Source organism: Kitasatospora sp. NPDC056181 (assembly GCF_042266225.1).
GTDB lineage: Bacteria > Actinomycetota > Actinomycetes > Streptomycetales > Streptomycetaceae > Kitasatospora.
Map to the genome: position 1 here is coordinate 15,714 of NZ_JBHJUK010000042.1, position 16,453 is coordinate 32,166.

A 16,453-nucleotide genomic window follows, 5' to 3' on the forward strand; every position below is an offset into this window, starting at 1 on the left:
GAACGTCGAGCACAGTTCTCCGAGCGCAGGCGAGGAGAACATCGAGAACGGTTCTCCGAGCGCAGGCGAGGAGAACATCGAGCACAGCCCCGCCGCCCCGGGGCAGCACCACCAGAGCAGTGAAGAGCACCACCGATGCACCACCTGAAGCAACGCGAACGCACCATCCCGCTGCCTCTCCCACGCCGGGGTTCTGCAGCGGTGCGCACCACCTACGCACCGCAGGCACTGCCACAGAGTGCGCCCAGTGAGTCGAATCGTCCCCCTGTGCCAACCTCGTTGACTGGCTGTCAGGTCGACTCGCCCACCCCAACCCCCTTTGACACTTGGGAGTGGACATGACCAGGATCCCCACGGAGCCCGGCACCACTGAAGACAGACCCGCCGAGGACGACGCCCCCACGTCGGTCCCCGCGCCACCCTCGAAGAACACGCTGGACACGTACTTCAAGATCTCTGCCCGGGGATCGACGCTCGCCAACGAGCTGCGGGGTGGCGTCACCACCTTCATGGCGATGGCGTACATCATCCTGCTCAACCCGATCATCCTCAGCGGGGCCGACGTCAACGGCCTGAAGCTGGACCACGCCCAGCTCACCACCGCGACCGCGCTGGCCGCCGCCGTCACCACGATCCTCATGGGCGTGGTCGGCAACGTGCCGCTGGCCGTCGCCGCCGGCCTCTCGGTCTCCGGTGTGGTCTCCGCGCTGGTCGTCCCGCACACCACCTGGCCACAGGCCATGGGTCTCTGCGTGATCTACGGCCTGCTGATCGTCCTGCTGGTGGTCTCCGGGCTCCGCGAGAAGATCATGAACGGCATACCACTGCCGCTCAAGCACGCGATCACCATCGGCATCGGCCTCTTCGTCGCGCTGATCGGCCTCTACAAGGCCGGCTTCGTGCACACCGGTGGTCCCACCCCGGTCTCCCTCGGCCCCTTCGGCGAACTGGCCGGCTGGCCCGTCCTGATCTTCTGCCTCACCCTGCTCACGATCTTCGTCCTGCTGGCCCGCAACGTCCGCGGCGCGATCCTGATCGGCATCGCCGGCGGCACCGCGGTGGCCTTCGTCGTCAACGCGGTCGCCGACCTGCCGGCGAAGACCTGGATCAACTCCGCCCCGGTCTGGCCGGGCAGCCCGGTCGCCTCCCCGGACTTCGGCCTCTTCGGCCACGTCGACCTGTTCGGTGCCTTCGGCAGCCACGGCCTGGGCGCGATCAGCGCCACGGTCGCCGTCTTCACCCTCGTCCTGGCCGGATTCTTCGACGCGATGGCGACCATCATCGGCGTCGGCACCGAGGCGGGCCTGGCCGACAAGCAGGGCCGGATGCCCGGCCTCTCCAAGGCGCTGTTCATCGACGGCGCCGGCGGTGCCATCGGCGGCGTCGCGGGCGCCTCCGGTCAGACCGTGTTCGTCGAGTCCGCCACCGGCGTCGGCGACGGCGCCCGGACCGGCCTCGCCTCCAGCGTCACCGGCGGCCTGTTCGCCCTGATGCTCTTCTTCTCGCCGATCGCGGGCATCGTCCCGACCGAGGTCGCCTCCGCCGCCCTCGTCGTCATCGGCTCGATGATGATGAGCCAGGCCCGGCACATCGACTGGTCGGACCGCGAGGTCGCCATCCCGGCCTTCCTCACCAGCGTCCTGATGCCGTTCACCTACAGCATCACCGCGGGTGTGGCCGCCGGTGTCATCTCCTACACGGTCATCAAGGCGGGCCAGGGCAAGTGGCGCGAGCCCGGCACCCTGATGTGGATCCTGACCGCCGTGTTCGTCGTCTACTTCGCGCTCACACCCATCAAGTCCTGGCTGGGCGTCCACTAGCAGCACCGCCGCCGTACGGGAATCGTTTCCCGTACGGCGGCCCCTCCCGTTCCCGTCCGTTTCGTAAGGAGCTCCCCGACATGCAGGACATCGCCGAGCAGCTGCAGGCCTGGCACGCGTCCGGGCGCTCCTTCGCCGTGGCCACCGTGGTCGGCGTCTCGGGCAGCGCGCCGCGCGACCCGGGCGCCGCGCTCGCCGTCGACACGTCCGGCGAGGCCATCGGCAGCGTCTCCGGCGGCTGCGTCGAGGGCGCCGTGTACGAGCTCTGCCAGGCCGCCATCGAGTCCGGCGAGCCGGTGCTCGAACGCTTCGGCTACAGCGACGAGGACGCCTTCGCCGTCGGCCTGACCTGCGGCGGCATCCTGGACGTCTTCGTCCAGCCGGTCGTCCCCGGCACCGACCCCGCGCTGGACGCGGGCATCACCTACATCGCCTCCGGCACCCCCGTCGCGCTCGCACGGGTGATCGCCGGCCCCGGCGGGCTGGTCGGCGCCACCGTCGCCGTCACCGCCGACACCCACCACGGCGCGCTCTCCCCCGCACCGGCCCGGCCGTCGCCCGCCACCGCCCTGGCGACGGCGCTCCCCCGGCCCTCGGCCGGGGGGACCCCCCTCGCGCGGCGCCTCATCGCCGGGCTGGAGCGCGCGATCGTCGCCGAGGCCCGGGCCATGCTGGACGCCGGACGCACCGGCCAGGTGGTGCTCGGCCTGGACGGGCGCCCCTGCGACGAACGCGGGCAGGGCACCGTCACCTTCTTCGTCGAGGCCTACGTGCCCGCGCCGCGGATGCTGGTCTTCGGCGCCATCGACTTCGCCGCCGCCGTGGTGCGGATCGGCAAGTTCCTCGGCTACCACGTCACCGTCTGCGACGCCCGCCCGGTCTTCGCCACCGCTCGGCGCTTCCCCGAGGCCGACCAGGTCGTGGTCGACTGGCCGCACCGCTACCTGGACTCGCAGCTCGACCGGCTCGACGGCCGCACGGTGCTCTGCGTGCTCACCCACGACGCCAAGTTCGACATCCCGCTGCTGGAGCGCGCCCTGCGCCTGCCGGTCGGCTACGTCGGCGCGATGGGCTCGCGCCGCACCCATCGCGACCGCGAGGAGCGGCTGCGCGAGGTCGGCCTCACCGAGACCGAGATCGGCCGGCTGCGCTCGCCCATCGGCCTGGACCTCGGCGCCCGCACGCCCGAGGAGACGGCCGTCTCGGTCGCCGCGGAGATCGTCGCCCACCGGCGCGGCGGCAGCTGCCTGCCGCTGAGCGCCGGCAACGGACCGATCCACCACGACCTGGCGCGCGCCGAGGACGCCCCCGCGCAACGGGACGCCGGGGACCCGCAGCCGCACGCGGCCTGAGCCCGGCGCGGTCCGGCCCGGGCCGGGCTCGGTGCACGACGGCCGGGCTCGGTACACGACGGCCGGGCTCGGTGCACGACGGCCGGGCTCGGTGCACGACAGCCGGGCTCAGTGCACCACGTTGTAGGCCTCGCAGACGAGCGGCGGGGTGGTCGGGATGCCGACCTCCTGGAGGATCGGCATCAGCACCGCCGCGAAGTGCTCGAACGCCTCCCGGGACTCCCAGACGTCCGTGACGTGCCACCCGCCGTCCGGCGTCGGGCCCGCCGCGTGCAGGACCAGCCCGCGCACCGGCCAGTCGGACGGCCGGTTCAGCCCGGCGCCGCCGGTCAGCCGGTCCACCGCCTCGTCGTACTGGGCCTGGCTGACGCCGGCCAGCTCGAAGGTCGTGATGATCGCCATGGGGTGCTCCCGTTCACGGTGGGGTGTCGCCTCCAGTGCAGCCCCGGTCCGCCCGGCGCGGCCATCGCTGGCCACCAGCCGGGTGACCCAGCGGCCGGGTGCCCCACCGGCCGGGTGACATTGCGGGCACCGGACGGCGGCGGGACGCTGGAAGCCGGGCCCGCCCCCGCGGGCCCCACGAGTCCGGGGAAGGAGCACCGCTCATGCGTGCCCTGCTGGAGATCGAGATCGACACCGCGACCACCAACAAGCTGATCAGCGACGGCGAGGTCGCCGCGAAGTTCGAGCGGATCATGGGCAACCTCAAACCCGAGGCCGCCTACTTCTTCGCCCGCAACGGCAGGCGCTGCCAGGTCGTCGTCATCGACATCGCGGACGAGGCCTCGCTGCCGTCCGTCTGCGAGCCGTTCTGGCTGGAGTTCAACGCCTCCGTCGAGGTGCACATCTGCATGAACGCCGAGGAACTGCGCGAGGGCCTCGGCCGGCTCGCGCGCTGAGCCCCGCGCAGCCCCCGGCACGCCGCCCCCTACTGGGCGGCCGCCAGCTTCACTCCGAACCCGACCACGACCGCCCCGGTCACCCGGTCCATCAGGCGGCGCGCGGACGGCCGGCGCAGCCACCCGCGCACCGCCTGCGCGAACGCCACCAGCACGGCCGACCAGACCAGACCCTCCAGGAGGTGCACGCAGGTCAGCGCCACGCCGGCGGCGAAGTGCGGGGCACCGGCCGGGATGAACTGCGGCAGCACCGCCATGTAGAAGACGCCGACCTTGGGGTTGAGCAGGTTGGTCGTCGTACCGCGTCGCCAGCCCTGCCGGAATCCGCCGGCCGCCGGACCGGCCTCGGCCGCCGCCTCGCCGCCCCGGCTGCGCAGCAGCTTCACGCCCATCCAGATCAGGTAGGCGGCGCCCGCCCACCGCAGGACCTCGTACGCCACCTGGGAGGCGGTGAGCAGCGCCGTCACCCCGGCCGAGCTGAGGACGCCCCAGGTCAGGGTGCCGGTCTGCACGCCGGTGATCACGCCCCAGGCCTGCCGGCGGTGGCCGAGGGCGGCGGTGCGCAGGATCAGGGCGGTATCCACGCCGGGCGCCAGCGTGAGCACCCCCACCACGAGGGCGAAGGACCACAGAGCGGTTGTCATCTCCATGGGCCTGATCGTAGGGGCCGTCCGTGGACTCCCGTCCGCCCGGCAGGGGGACGGGAGTCGGACGGGCCCCACGCCCTCCGGCAGGCCCCGCTCAGAGCGGCCGGATGCTCAGAGCGGGCGGACGCTCAGAGCGGCCGGACCCGTTCCGCCACCGGGCGGCCCTCCTGCTCGGTCGGGTCGTACTCCACCCGCTGCCCCTCGGCGAGGGCCCGGTCCCCCTCGCCCTCGATCGAGTCGAAGTAGACGTAGAGTGCGGGCCCCTCGTCGTCGGGGGTGATCGTGCCGTAGCCGTGGTGGACGTTGTACGTGCTCACGGTGCCGGTGGCCATGGGTGCTCCTCGCTGGTGTCGGCCCCCTCCTCGTGGCACCCATGATCGGGGCTGGGGCCCGGCGGCGCGCGTCCTAGGATCAGGTCACCGGCCCGGCGGGGAACGGCCCGGCGGATGACAGTCCGGCGGAGGACGGTCCGGCTGCGGAGGGTGGTGGGTCTGTGCGGGCGGCGCGTGCCATCTCGCTGCTGTTGCTGCTCCAGGCGCGGCGGAGCCTGACCGGGGCCGAACTGGCCGCGGAGCTGGAGGTGTCCGAGCGCACCGTCCAGCGGGACGTCCTGGCGCTGGCGGAGGCCGGGGTGCCGGTCTACGCCGACCGCGGCCGGGCCGGCGGCTACCGGCTGCTCGACGGCTACCGCACCCGGCTGACCGGGCTGGACCGGGCCGAGGCCGAGGTGCTGCTCCTCGCCGGGCTGCCCGGGCCGCTCGGCGACATGGGCCTCGACGGCCCGGCCCTCGCCGCCCGGCTGAAGGTGCTGACCGAGGTCGGCGAGGCGCCCTCCGCCGGTGCCCGGCGGTTCCACCTGGACGCCCCCGGCTGGTTCCGTACGGCGCCCGTGCCGCCGCTGCTCGCCGAGGTCTCCCGGGCGGTCTGGGGCGAGCGGTTGCTGCGGATCCGCTACCCGCGGCGCGACACCGAGGTGGAGCGGACGCTGCGGCCGTACGGGCTGGTGCTGAAGGCGGGCACCTGGTACCTGGTCGCCGGTCCGGGCCGGTCCGGGGTCCCACTGGTGTACCGGGTGGACCGACTGGTCACCGCCGAGCCGCTGGACCAGCCGTTCGAGCGGGACGGGCAGTTCGACCTCGCCGCGTTCTGGGAGGCGAAGGCGGAGGAGTTCGCCCGCTCGCTGCTGCGGGAGAGCGTGCTGGTGCGGCTCAGCCCGCTCGGCGCCGAGCGGCTGCCGCTGCTGCTGGAGCCGGTCGCCGCCCGGCAGGCACTGGCGACGGCCGGGGAGCCGGACGGCGACGGGTGGGTCACCGTCCGGCTCGGGGTCGAGTCGGCGGACGTCGCCTACGACGAGCTGCTCAGGCTCGGGCCGGAGGCCGAACTGCTCGAACCCCCGGCGCTACGGCAGCGGTTGGCCGAGGCGGCGGCCCGCACCGCGGCGCTGTACGGCGCCGCGGACCGGAACGGCGGGGCCCCTCCGAACGAGAAGCGGCCGGGTGAGGCCCGGAACGGCGGAGACCCTCCGAGCGACGACCGGCCGGGCGCGGACCGGAACGGCGGGGACGTTCAGCGGTAGCCGGCCGGGTCCAGCGGGCCGTCCACCCCCTCGGCGTCCACCAGGTAGCTCCAGGCGTCCGGGCGGCTGCCGTCCAGGTCGGTGAAGCCGTACTCCCTGGCCAGTGCGCCGCTGGAGAGCGAGGTGCCGTTCCAGCGCGCCACCTCGGGGTCCGCGGCCAGCGCGACCACCGCGCGGCCGACGTACGCGGGCGACTCCGAGATGCCGAAGTCCGGCTGCCGCCGCGTGGCCTCCCGCCAGTTCTCCTCGGTGACCTCGAAGTGCTCCAGCATCATCTCGGAACGCATCCAGCCGGGCGTCAGCGCGACCGCCGTCGCCCCGCGCGGGGCCAGCTCGTGCCCCAGGGCGAAGGCCATCCGCAGCACCGAGGACTTGGCGACGTCGTAGAAGAAGGAGTTCCGGTAGCGGGTCGCGTTGTACTCGGCGGTGCCGTCCGTCATCTCCACCACCAGCCCGCCCGGCCGGCGCAGCAGCAGCGGCAACAGGTGGTGACTGGTGATCGCGTGCGTCTCCACGGCCAGGCGCAACAGGCGCAGCCCGTTGTCGAGGTCGTGCTCCCAGACCGGGCTCTCCCACTCGAAGAGCTGCTCACCGCCCCAGATGTCGTTGACCAGGATGTCCAGCCCGCCCTGCTCGGCCTCGATCCGCTTCGCCACGGCCTCCACCTCGGCGGGCACCAGGTGGTCCGCCCGCACGGCGATCCCCCGGCCGCCGGCCGCCGTCACCAGTGCGGCCGTCTCCTCCAGGGTCTCCGGCCGCCCGTACTCCGACCGGTGCCCGCCGGCGCTGCGCCCCGTCCCGTACACCGTCGCCCCCGCGGCTCCGAGCTGCACCGCGATCCCCCGCCCGGCCCCTCGCGTCGCCCCGGCGACCAGTGCGACCTTGCCCTTGAGCGGCTGTGCCATGTCCTGCCCTTCCGTCGTGCTTCCTTCGACACCACCGATGCTGCCGTGGAATCCCGACACCTGCTGTCGGGATTGTCCGGGGAAGAAGTCTGTGCGCACCGGGTGGTGCCAGGCGCGTCGGGCGGCTCGCCGGGCGGGGCGCACGTCGGCCGGTGGTCGAAAATCGATTCGATCACGACCCTGTCGGTGTGTCAGGATGCGCCGACCTGTTCGTCCCGTTCGGGGGGCTCTTCTTGACCATGCGTCGCACCACCGTGCTCGCCACCGCCGTCGCGATCGTCTCCCTCACCGGCCTGGTGGGCTGCGACGACGACTCCGCTCCTGCGGCGTCCGCCACCGCGGCCGCCACCACCGCGTCGGCATCGGCACCGGCATCGGCACCGGCATCGGCATCGGCATCGGCAGCCACCGACGCTTCGCCGACCGCGTCAGCTGCCGCCACCGCAGCGAGCACGGCCACCACCGCGCCCGCGGCCCCGCCCGCGGCCACCGGCGCGGGTGGGGTGATCGACCCGGAGCAGGCGCTCGCCCTGGCCGGGAAGACGCCGTATGCGGCCACCCAGGACTTCCGCTCCGAGGGCGGCCCGCTCACCGCGATCACCACGGCCCGCGTCAACCTCAACGGCCCGGTCCGTAGCGGACGCCTCACCCAGACGATGAGCGCGGGCGGTGAGGACCTGCTCGGTGACGGCGGCACCGGTCCCGATGTCGTCGTCACCGACGACGGGACCACCTACATCAGGAGCGGCAGCAGCTGGCGGACGTCCCCGCTGGGGGACCGGATCGCCGACTACCACGGTTACGCGAAGGCGCTGCTCGCTCTCGGCCCGGCCGCCCGCAAGGGGATGGAGGACTGCGCCGGCACCCCGTGCTTCCACCTCGCCGGCACGGTCGACCTGGAGCAGATGCGGACGCTGGAGGCCGAGCAGTACAAGATCCTCAAGAGCAAGAACGTGACGTCCTTCCGGCTCGAGCAGTGGATCGACGCGCAGGGCCGGACCGTCCGCTACGACCGGCGCACCGAGCTGAACGGCGTCGCCATGCGAACCCACGGCACCTTCAAGGACTTCGGCCCGGTCGAGAAGGTCGCCCGGCCGGCCTAGGGATCGGCACGGCGGACTGGCCGGTGTCGAGGCACCGGCCGGTCCGCCGTGCCCTGCGGGACGACCCGGCGGCCGGGCTGACCGATGACGACGGCGATCCTGTCGTGGTCGCCGTCGTCGTGCAGCACGACGGCGCCGTGGCGCTCGGCGGGTCGACCTGTCGATCAGGAGGCGCTCACCCACCCTTGTCCACCGACCGGTGAGATCGGCAGACCGCCCTCGGCGAGCCGGCCGCGGTACGGGCCACGGCCGACCTCCCCGAGAAGTGGGCCTGCGGCATCGGTGTCGGACCCTACCGACGTCACAGGCCCACGAGCCTTTCGCTCACGTCACGTTGAGGCGGGCGGCCAGGCGGAGCAGGCCCGGGGAGAGGCGGCTGAGGAAGCGGGCCGCCTTGGCCTCGGGGGTGACCGGGACGACGGGCTTGCCGGTGCGCACCGCGTGCAGGATGGCGGCGGCGACCTTCTCGGGCGGGAAGCCGCGGCGGGCGTAGAGCTTGGCGGCACGGGCCTGCTTGGCGGCCTGCTGGGCGGCACTGGTCGCGGAGAAGGTCGAGGTGCGGGTGATGTTGGTGTTGACGATGCCAGGGCAGATGGTGGAGACCCCGATGCCGTGGCCGGCGAGTTCGGCGCGCAGGCAGTCGGAGAGCATGAAGACGGCGGCCTTGCTGGTCGCGTAGGCGGTGAGCGCCTTGGACGGCAGGTAGGCGGCGGCCGAGGCGAGGTTGACGATGTGGCCGCCGGCGCCGCGGTCGGCCATCAGGGTGCCGAAGGCGCGGCAGCCGTGGATGACGCCCCAGAGGTTGACGTCCAGGACGCGCTGCCACTCCTTCTCGGTGGTCTGCAGGAACGTCCCGGAGTGGCCGATGCCCGCGTTGTTGACCACCACGTCGGGGACGCCGTGGGCGGCGGCGACCTCCTCCGCGAAGGCGTCGACGGCGGAGCCGTCGCTGACGTCGACCCGGTAGGCGTGGGCCTGCGGGCCGATCAGGGAGGCGAGTTCGGCGGTACGGCGGGCCGCGTCGAGGTCGAGGTCGCAGACGACGACGCGGGCGCCGTCCTCGGCGAAGGCCAGTGCGGTGGCGCGGCCGATGCCGCTGCCGCCGCCGGTGACGACGACCAGCCGGCCGAGGCCGGCCTCCCCGGTGCCCCGTCCGGCGCCGACGGAAGCGGTGAACTCGCGGACCATGCCGGCCACGGCGGATCCCTTCTCCAGCAGGGCGGACCAGTGGGTGGCGTGCAGCGAGCGGCGGGTCAGCCTGGGCACCCAGCGCTCCAGGCCCTCGGAGAGGAACCCGCCGACGTAGTGGTCCTTGGTCAGGGTGATCAGCTGCACCGGCACCTCGGTGGGCCGCTCGCGCGGGTTGCGCAGGGTCGGCCGCATGTTGGCGCGGTACAGCTCGATGCCGCGCACCGCGTCCCGGCGCAGGGTGGGCTGCGGGTGGTTGGGGCGCGGGGTGACCTCCTCCAGGTCGCGCAGCACCCGGCCCCAGGCGCGGGCCAGACCGAGCCGCCATATGCCGGGGGCGAGGTAGGGCAGGTGGAAGGCGGTGATGTACCAGGAGTGGACGCCCTGGGTGAGCAGCTGCTTCAGGTGGCGCGGGGTGGGACGGCGGTAGCGGTCGCGCAGCCAGTGCCCCATGTGGTCGAGGCAGGGCCCGGACATGGTGGTGTACGACGCGAGCCGCTGCTCGGCGCCGGGCGAGGTGACGGCCTCCCAGGACTGCAGCGAGCCCCAGTCGTGGGCGACCACGTGCACCGGGCGGTCCGGGCTGACGGCGTCGGCGACCGCGAAGAGGTCGGCGGCGAGGTGCTCCAGCCGGTAGCCCTCGCGGGAGGCGGGCACACCGGACTCGCCGGCGCCGCGCACGTCGTAGCGGACGACGTGGTGGTCGCGGGCGAGGTCGGCGGCGACGTCGTCCCAGACCACGTGGGTGTCCGGGTAGCCGTGCACCAGGAGGACGGTGGGTGCGGCCGGGTCGCCGTCCTCGAACACGGCGAGCGGGAGCCCGCCGGAGTGGACGGTCCGGCGGCGGGTGGTCGTCATCGGGTCGCCTCCTGGGCGGTCTCGGGGTCGGCGGCCGCTGCCGCGGTCACGGGATCCGGCGCGGTCCCGGCCGCTGCCGCCGCCGTCCAGCGGCGGACGTGCGGCAGGTCGTCGTCGAGCCAGTACGCACCCCCGTGCTCGTCGTCGGGGGACTCGGTGACCACCAGCAGCTCCTCGAACTTGATGCCCACCTCGCGGAACCCGATGTGCGGTTCCACCGCCCACAGGCCCGGGGTCGGCGCGTGCCGGGACGCCCGTCCGTCCGCCCAGAGCGGCGAACGGCCGTGCAGGCGTTCGCTGATCAGCTCGCGGCCGAGCGTCTGGAGTGTACGCACACCGAAGCCGAAGAGGTTGACCCCGGCCGGGCCGCGGGCGGTCGTCCGGGTCACCTGGTGGCCGATCACCCGGCCCGGGTAGACCTGGTGGCGGTTGTCGTAGCCGTGCGCGGCGATCTGCGCGTCCACCGCCGCGTACACCTCGTCGAGCGGCCTGCGGGCGCGGACCTCGGCGAGGATCAGTTCGCGGTACACCCGGAGGTCGGCGGCGAGCCGGTCCCAGACCCGGTTCTCGCCGACCTTGCCGCCGTAGCCGATGTCGGCGGTGTAGCCGTCCACGACCGGGGCGCAGTCCAGCACGTACGGCATGCCCTCCTCCAGCCGGCGGCCGCCGGCGAAGAACTGGAGCGGGGTGTGGAAGTGCCGGAACGCCGTCCGGTCGCCGAACCAGGCGAAGGGGACGTGGAAGAAGTCCTGCACGCCGGCGGCGACCAGGCAGCGGCGCAGCTTGGCGGTGGCCTGGCGCTCGGTGACGCCCGGTTCGATCCAGGCGGCGACCTGCTCGGCGCAGTGGTAGGCGAGCTGCTGGGTCTCCCGGAACCGGGCGAGGTCGTGGTCGGTGTACGGGAAGGCGGGCCGGGCCGTGGCCGTGGCCGCCCTCCCCGCCGTCGCGGGCTTCGTGGTCATCGGGGCTCCTTAGACGTCGAGCACGAGGGTCTCGCCCTCGGCGGCCCGGGAGACGCAGGGCAGCAGGGCGCCGGCGGCGCGCTGCTCGGGGGTGAGGCGGCGGTCGCGGTGGTCGGGGGTGCCGGCCAGCAGCCGGACCTCGCAGGTGCCGCAGAACCCCTGGTGGCAGGAGTACGGGAGATCGGGGCGGGCCTCGCGGAGCACGTCCAGGGCGGAACGGTCGGCGGGCACGTCGAGCGCCGGGCCGTCCGCGCCGAGGCGGACCGTGAACGGCTCGCCGCCGGTGACCGGGGCGGCGCCGAACCGCTCGAAGTGCAGGGCCGCGGCGGGCGACCCGTCCAGCGCCCGCTGGACGGCGGCCAGCATCGGTGCCGGGCCGCAGCAGTAGACGGCGGCGCCGCGCGGGGCGTGCGCGAGCAGCTCGGCACCGGTCGGCACGCCGCCGTTCGCGTCATCGGTGCGCAGGTGGACCCGGCGGGGGTCGAGGTCGCGCAGCTCGTCCGCGTACGGGAGGGTGTCGGCGCTGCGGCCGACGTGGACGAGCCGCCAGTCCAGGCCGTGGCGCTGCGCCTCGCGGGCCATCGGGAGCAGCGGGGTGACGCCGATGCCGCCGGCCAGCAGCAGGACGGCCGGCTCGGCGCAGAAGGCGAAGCCGTTGCGGGGGCGGCGGGCGGTGAGGCGGGTGCCGGGGTGCAGCATGTCGTGGACCTCGACCGAGCCTCCGCCGCCCTCCGGCAGCCGGCGTACGGCGATCCGGTAGGCGGTGCGGTCGGCGGGGTCGCCGCAGAGCGAGTAGTGGCGTTCGCGGCCGGACGGGAGCGCGAGGCGCAGGTGCGCGCCGGGCTGCCAGGCCGGGAGCGGGCCGCCGGAGGGGTCTGACAGCGTCAACTCGACGACGTCGGCGGCGACCTGACGGCGGGCGGTGACCACCAGTTGCAGCGGCGGGGTGGGGCGGCCGGGCGGGCGGCGGGGGCTGCGGCGCAGCAACGGGGAGCCGAGGGCGGGGCTGTAGCGGTCGCCGAAGGCGGTGAGGCGCTGCATGAACCGGTCGGCGCGGGGGCGGCCGTAGAGGTCGGGGGGCGGGTTGTGCAGGTCCATCCGGCGGGGTCCTTGGGGTCCTGGGGCGACGGGCAGGGGCGACGGGCGGGGCTGACGGGCGACGGGCGGGGGCGGGCTGCGGTCCGTCAGCGGCCGGCCGCGGCGCGGGCGGCCGGGGAGGTGGCGAGGTAGCCGAGGGCCTGGCTGGAGGAGCCCTCCTGGGTCGGGTGGTAGCCGGGCCGCAGGTAGCGCAGGCCGGAGCGGACCGACCCGAGCGGGTCGGGCAGCAGGCCGCGCCGGGCGATCCGGCCGGCCTCCCGCCAGCTGGGCCGCAGCCGGCCGTCCAGGGTCGGGTCGGCGGCCAGCAGGAAGCGGGCGCCGCGTACCCAGAGGTGGACCAGCAGCGGGCCGGAGACCGCCATGCCGCGGACCCGCCGCAGGTAGCCCGGGTCAAGGTGGACCATCAGGTCGAAGGCGACGCTGCGGTGCTCGACCTCCTCCGCGCCGTGCCAGCGCAGCAGGTCCAGCATGGTCGGGTCGGCCTTGGCCCGGTCCAGGCCCGGGGAGTTGAGCGCCCAGTTGCCGAGGAAGGCGGTGAAGTGCTCAATCGCTGCGACGAAGGCGACCCGCTCGATGATGTTCTCGCGCCGCCGGGCCGGTGACAGCCCGGGCTTGTCGCCGAGCACGCGGCGGAACAGCCAGGAGACCTGGCGGACGTACGGGCGCGGGTCGAGGCCCTGGCCGAGCAGGTGGTCCAGCACCTCCTGGTGCGCCTCGGCGTGGATCGCCTCCTGCCCGATGAAGCCGAGCACCTCCTCGCGCAGCTGCTCGTCCCGGATCAGCGGCAGCGCCTCCTTGAACACCTTGACGAACCAGCGTTCGCCCTCGGGGAGCAGCAGGTGGAGGACGTTGACGATGTGGGTGGCCATCGGCTCGTCCGGGATCCAGTGCAGCGGCAGTCCGGCCCAGTCGAAGCGGACGTCGCGGGGCTCCAGGACGAGGGCGTCGTGCACGCGCGCGGCGGGGGCGGCGACGGCGGGGACGGGGGTGGTGCTGGACATGGGAGGGCCCTCCTGACCTGCGGTGGCGGCTCGGCTCAGGGGAAACGTACTCGCGGGTAGCGGTGGCGACAAGGGTTTCGGCACCCCTTATCGACATCGAGTCTAATAAGTGATGTGCACCGGACGGCAGCCCGGGAAGCGCGCGGGCCCCGCCGAATCCCGGAAGGGGTTCGACGGGGCCTGCGGTCGACCTGCGGTATGGCGGGGCCTGCGGTTGCCCTGTCGTACGGCGGGGCCTGCGGTTTCGGCGGGGCCCGCGACGCGGGCCGGCGGTCAGACCGCCATCGCCAGCATCAGCGGCGCCGCCCGGGCCGCCAGCAGCTCGGCGGCCGCCTTCAGCCGGTGCACGTTGTCCACCGGCATCGAGGTGGCCAGGCAGCCGACCGTGCTGCCGGCCATCACCGGGACGGCCGCGCAGACGGTGCCGAGCGCGTACTCCTGGATGTCCAGCACCGGCACGGTGGCGGGCTGGCGCTCCAGCCGGTGCATCAGTTGGTCGGCGTCGGTGACCGTCCGCGAGGTGAGCCGGGCGACCGGGTGCCGGGACAGGTGGTCCCGGCGGGCGTCGTGGTCGAGCTGGCTCAGCAGGCACTTGCCGATCGCGCTCGCGTGCGCGGTGGCCCGGAAGTCCACCCACTCCTGCACGGCCGGCGCGTGCTCGGCGGCCGAGACCGCCTCCACCGACAACTCGCCGTCGTGGTACCGGCTGAAGTACACTGCGGCACCCAACTCGTCGCGCAGGTCGGCGAGTTTGCGGTCCAGCCGGGCGCGCACCAGCTGCTCCCGGTTGTACTGCCCGAGCAACGCGAAGGTGCCGCCGAGCACCCAACCGCCGTCCTGGCACTGGAGATAGCCCTCGATCTCGAGGATCTCGGCGAGCCCGCGAACCGTCGACAGGCTCAGGGACGTCTCCCTGGCGAGGGAGACCAGGGTGGCACCGCCGGGGTGCCGGTCGACGGCCTCCAGCAGTCTGAGGGCGTACTGCAAGGAGGTGAACGGACCGGGCGTGCCCCGGTCCAGTGCGGCGTGACGACCCGGGGCTGGTGTCGACATGTCGTCCCCTTCCGATGTCCGCCCGCGGAGCGACCTGCGGGCGCCTCCAGCCTAGCCATCCCGGGGGCCCGGCAGTTGCCGTCCGCGAATATTCGGTGAAGGTGCTGGACGGGCCCGAGGGCCGCGTGCTTCGCAGGGGGCCGGCGAACGCCCCCGGGGAGTCCCGGAGGACGGCGCCCGACGACCACCGGCCACGGGCCGACGACAACCGGCCACGGACCTGCGGGCCCCGACCGGCGGCCGGTCCCGGGAGACGGAACGGGCCCCTCCCCCACTGCCCTGGGGGGGAGAGGCCCGGTCGCGGCCGCCGGGGTACGGGCCCCGGCGGCCGGTGAGGGTGGTCGGACGGGGCGTCAGCCCTCGTCGCCGGCGCGCAGCTTGGTGACGGCGGCCTCCAGGCGGGCGCCGTACTCCTCGTCGGCGGCGTGGAAGTGGGCGAGGTTCTTCTCGACGACGTCGTCGCGCGAGACCTGCGCCAGGAAGCCCGCGATGTTGTTGATCAGTCGGGTCCTCTCGCCGGCCGACATCAGGCGGTAGAGCTCACCGGCCTGGAAGAAGTCGTCGTCCTTGGTGTGCGCCGGCGTGGTGTAGGTGCCGGTGTGGCCGTCCAGCCTGACCGGCGCGGCGAGGGCGCTGTCGGTCTGGGCGGGGCCGTCGTACGAGTTGGGCTCGTAGTTCTTGCCGCGGCCGGACTTGTTGACGGCGGAGAAGCCGTCACGGCCGTAGTTGTTCGCCTCGGTGGCCCGGGGGGCGTTGACGGCGAGCAGGGTGTGGTTGACGCCGAGGCGGTAGCGCTGGGCGTCGGCGTAGGCGAACAGGCGGCCCTGGAGCATCTTGTCCGGGGACGGGCCGATGCCGGGCACGAAGTTGTTCGGCGAGAACGCGGACTGCTCGACGTCGGCGAAGACGTTCTCGGGGTTGCGGTTCAGCACCAGGCGGCCGACCTTCACCAGCGGGTAGTCGGCGTGCGGCCAGACCTTGGTGAGGTCGAACGGGTTGAAGCGGTACTCCGCGGCCTCCGCGACCGGCATCAGCTGGACGTAGAGGGTCCAGGACGGGAAGACACCGCGCTCGATGGCCTGGTGCAGGTCGCGCTGGTGCGAGTCGGCGTCGGCGCCGAGCACCTCGGCGGACTGGTCGCCGTCCAGCGAGCGGATGCCCTGGTTGGTCTTGAAGTGGTACTTCACCCAGAAGGCGTCGCCCTGCTCGTTGACCCACTGGTAGGTGTGCGAGCCGTAGCCGTTCATGTGGCGGTACGAGGCCGGGATGCCGCGGTCGCCGAAGAGCCAGGTGATCTGGTGGGTGGAGGCCGGCGAGTGGGCCCAGAAGTCCCAGACGTTGTCGGCCTCCTGGATGCCCGTGTACGGGTCGCGCTTCTGCGAGTGGATGAAGTCGGGGAACTTGATCGGGTCCTTGATGAAGAACACCGGGGTGTTGTTGCCGACGAGGTCGTAGTTGCCCTCCTCGGTGTAGAACTTCACCGCGAAGCCGCGCGGGTCGCGGACTGCGTCGCTGGAGCCCAGGTTGCCGGCCACGGTGGAGAAGCGCAGGAACAGCTCGGTGCGCTTGCCGACCTCGGAGAGGAAGGCGGCCCTGGTGTACTGCGAAACCTCGTCGGTCACCTCGAAGTAGCCGTACGCGCCGGAGCCGCGGGCGTGCACGACGCGCTCCGGGATGCGCTCGCGGTTGAACCGGGCGAGCTTCTCCAGGAGCTGCTGGTCCTGGATGAGCAGCGGGCCGTACTCGCCGGCCGACGCCGAGTTCTGGTTGTCGGCGACGGGCGCGCCGGACTCCGTGGTCAGGATCTTGGACATGGGGGGTCCTTCGGGTGTCGATAAAGGCGTTGCGTGGAGGGTGAGGTGACTGTGCCTCAGGTGAAGGATGCTCAGATGCCGAGCAGGCGCCAGACGGCGGAGCGGCGGCGGGAGGAGTGCTCGCCGTCCGGGCCGTCGGCCGGCCGGAGCGCGGCGACGGCGGTGGCGGCCGCGGCC

15 protein-coding genes are annotated in these 16,453 nt (G+C 73.6%); 5 read left to right on the plus strand and 10 right to left on the minus strand.

The features are described 5' to 3' along the window. Nucleotides 1-338 precede the first annotated feature (338 nt). Together ACFC1F_RS17940 and ACFC1F_RS17945 are read left to right on the plus strand one after the other, a co-directional pair. Entirely contained in the window at nt 339-1,820 is a 1,482-nt protein-coding gene (locus ACFC1F_RS17940) for an NCS2 family permease (RefSeq protein ID WP_376159340.1), read from the plus strand. Between the two features lie 80 nt (nt 1,821-1,900). Then, the gene (locus ACFC1F_RS17945) at nt 1,901-3,172 is read left to right on the plus strand and encodes an XdhC family protein (protein ID WP_209408930.1); all 1,272 of its coding nucleotides are present in this window, start codon (nt 1,901-1,903) and stop codon (nt 3,170-3,172) included. A 108-nt stretch (nt 3,173-3,280) separates the two neighbouring features. On the opposite strand, the gene ACFC1F_RS17950 is transcribed toward ACFC1F_RS17945, so the two are convergent. Continuing rightward, the gene (locus ACFC1F_RS17950; RefSeq protein ID WP_209408933.1) at nt 3,281-3,574 is read right to left on the minus strand and encodes a hypothetical protein; all 294 of its coding nucleotides are present in this window, start codon (nt 3,572-3,574) and stop codon (nt 3,281-3,283) included. Nucleotides 3,575-3,777: 203 nt separating this feature from the next. On the opposite strand from ACFC1F_RS17950, the gene ACFC1F_RS17955 reads away from it, so the two are divergent. Then, entirely contained in the window at nt 3,778-4,071 is a 294-nt protein-coding gene (locus ACFC1F_RS17955) for a hypothetical protein (protein ID WP_376159342.1), read from the plus strand. 29 nt (nt 4,072-4,100) lie between these two features. Here ACFC1F_RS17955 and ACFC1F_RS17960 read toward each other — a convergent pair whose 3' ends face one another. Beyond that, nucleotides 4,101-4,721 carry a LysE family translocator gene (locus ACFC1F_RS17960; protein WP_376159344.1) on the minus strand — a complete coding sequence of 207 codons (621 nt, stop codon included), beginning with the start codon at nt 4,719-4,721 and terminating at the stop codon, nt 4,101-4,103. 125 nt (nt 4,722-4,846) lie between these two features. Further along, complete coding sequence (locus tag ACFC1F_RS17965) at nt 4,847-5,050, minus strand: cold-shock protein (protein WP_376159346.1); 204 nt, start codon at nt 5,048-5,050, stop codon at nt 4,847-4,849. A gap of 161 nt (nt 5,051-5,211) precedes the next feature. Here ACFC1F_RS17965 and ACFC1F_RS17970 point away from each other — a divergent pair, with 161 nt between their 5' ends. After that, nucleotides 5,212-6,294 carry a helix-turn-helix transcriptional regulator gene (locus tag ACFC1F_RS17970; RefSeq protein WP_376159348.1) on the plus strand — a complete coding sequence of 361 codons (1,083 nt, stop codon included), beginning with the start codon at nt 5,212-5,214 and terminating at the stop codon, nt 6,292-6,294. On the opposite strand, the gene ACFC1F_RS17975 is transcribed toward ACFC1F_RS17970, so the two are convergent. Then, nucleotides 6,285-7,199, minus strand: coding sequence for an SDR family oxidoreductase (locus tag ACFC1F_RS17975; RefSeq protein WP_376159350.1), 915 nt, complete (start codon nt 7,197-7,199; stop codon nt 6,285-6,287). The genes ACFC1F_RS17970 and ACFC1F_RS17975 overlap by 10 nt on opposite strands. A 239-nt stretch (nt 7,200-7,438) precedes the next feature. Between ACFC1F_RS17975 and ACFC1F_RS17980 the strand changes: the two genes are divergently transcribed. Continuing rightward, nucleotides 7,439-8,302, plus strand: coding sequence for a hypothetical protein (locus tag ACFC1F_RS17980; protein WP_376159352.1), 864 nt, complete (start codon nt 7,439-7,441; stop codon nt 8,300-8,302). A 324-nt stretch (nt 8,303-8,626) separates the two neighbouring features. Here the strand turns inward: ACFC1F_RS17980 and ACFC1F_RS17985 are convergent, their stop codons facing one another. The 6 genes from ACFC1F_RS17985 to ACFC1F_RS18010 all read right to left on the minus strand — a co-directional run bounded on the left by ACFC1F_RS17985 (nt 8,627) and on the right by ACFC1F_RS18010 (nt 16,276). After that, entirely contained in the window at nt 8,627-10,348 is a 1,722-nt protein-coding gene (locus tag ACFC1F_RS17985) for an SDR family oxidoreductase (protein WP_209408993.1), read from the minus strand. Continuing rightward, entirely contained in the window at nt 10,345-11,310 is a 966-nt protein-coding gene (locus ACFC1F_RS17990) for a M24 family metallopeptidase (RefSeq protein ID WP_376159354.1), read from the minus strand. Before ACFC1F_RS17990 ends, ACFC1F_RS17985 begins: the two co-directional genes overlap by 4 nt. A gap of 9 nt (nt 11,311-11,319) precedes the next feature. After that, nucleotides 11,320-12,408 carry a PDR/VanB family oxidoreductase gene (locus ACFC1F_RS17995; protein WP_376159356.1) on the minus strand — a complete coding sequence of 363 codons (1,089 nt, stop codon included), beginning with the start codon at nt 12,406-12,408 and terminating at the stop codon, nt 11,320-11,322. Nucleotides 12,409-12,494: 86 nt separating this feature from the next. Next, nucleotides 12,495-13,409 carry a metal-dependent hydrolase gene (locus tag ACFC1F_RS18000; protein ID WP_209408998.1) on the minus strand — a complete coding sequence of 305 codons (915 nt, stop codon included), beginning with the start codon at nt 13,407-13,409 and terminating at the stop codon, nt 12,495-12,497. Nucleotides 13,410-13,682: 273 nt separating this feature from the next. Then, on the minus strand, nt 13,683-14,462 hold the full coding sequence (locus ACFC1F_RS18005; RefSeq protein WP_376159358.1) for an IclR family transcriptional regulator: 780 nt from the start codon (nt 14,460-14,462) through the stop codon (nt 13,683-13,685). Between the two features lie 353 nt (nt 14,463-14,815). Continuing rightward, complete coding sequence (locus tag ACFC1F_RS18010; protein WP_376159360.1) at nt 14,816-16,276, minus strand: catalase; 1,461 nt, start codon at nt 16,274-16,276, stop codon at nt 14,816-14,818. Nucleotides 16,277-16,453 lie beyond the last annotated feature (177 nt).

Coding starts and splice junctions, on each gene's coding strand:
- ACFC1F_RS17940 (WP_376159340.1), top strand. CDS start 339: ATGACCAGGATCCCCACGGAGCCCGGCACCACTGAAGACAGACCCGCC.
- ACFC1F_RS17945 (WP_209408930.1), top strand. CDS start 1,901: ATGCAGGACATCGCCGAGCAGCTGCAGGCCTGGCACGCGTCCGGGCGC.
- ACFC1F_RS17950 (WP_209408933.1), bottom strand. CDS start 3,574: ATGGCGATCATCACGACCTTCGAGCTGGCCGGCGTCAGCCAGGCCCAG.
- ACFC1F_RS17955 (WP_376159342.1), top strand. CDS start 3,778: ATGCGTGCCCTGCTGGAGATCGAGATCGACACCGCGACCACCAACAAG.
- ACFC1F_RS17960 (WP_376159344.1), bottom strand. CDS start 4,721: ATGGAGATGACAACCGCTCTGTGGTCCTTCGCCCTCGTGGTGGGGGTG.
- ACFC1F_RS17965 (WP_376159346.1), bottom strand. CDS start 5,050: ATGGCCACCGGCACCGTGAGCACGTACAACGTCCACCACGGCTACGGC.
- ACFC1F_RS17975 (WP_376159350.1), bottom strand. CDS start 7,199: ATGGCACAGCCGCTCAAGGGCAAGGTCGCACTGGTCGCCGGGGCGACG.
- ACFC1F_RS17980 (WP_376159352.1), top strand. CDS start 7,439: ATGCGTCGCACCACCGTGCTCGCCACCGCCGTCGCGATCGTCTCCCTC.
- ACFC1F_RS17985 (WP_209408993.1), bottom strand. CDS start 10,348: ATGACGACCACCCGCCGCCGGACCGTCCACTCCGGCGGGCTCCCGCTC.
- ACFC1F_RS17990 (WP_376159354.1), bottom strand. CDS start 11,310: ATGACCACGAAGCCCGCGACGGCGGGGAGGGCGGCCACGGCCACGGCC.
- ACFC1F_RS17995 (WP_376159356.1), bottom strand. CDS start 12,408: ATGGACCTGCACAACCCGCCCCCCGACCTCTACGGCCGCCCCCGCGCC.
- ACFC1F_RS18000 (WP_209408998.1), bottom strand. CDS start 13,409: ATGTCCAGCACCACCCCCGTCCCCGCCGTCGCCGCCCCCGCCGCGCGC.
- ACFC1F_RS18005 (WP_376159358.1), bottom strand. CDS start 14,462: ATGTCGACACCAGCCCCGGGTCGTCACGCCGCACTGGACCGGGGCACG.
- ACFC1F_RS18010 (WP_376159360.1), bottom strand. CDS start 16,276: ATGTCCAAGATCCTGACCACGGAGTCCGGCGCGCCCGTCGCCGACAAC.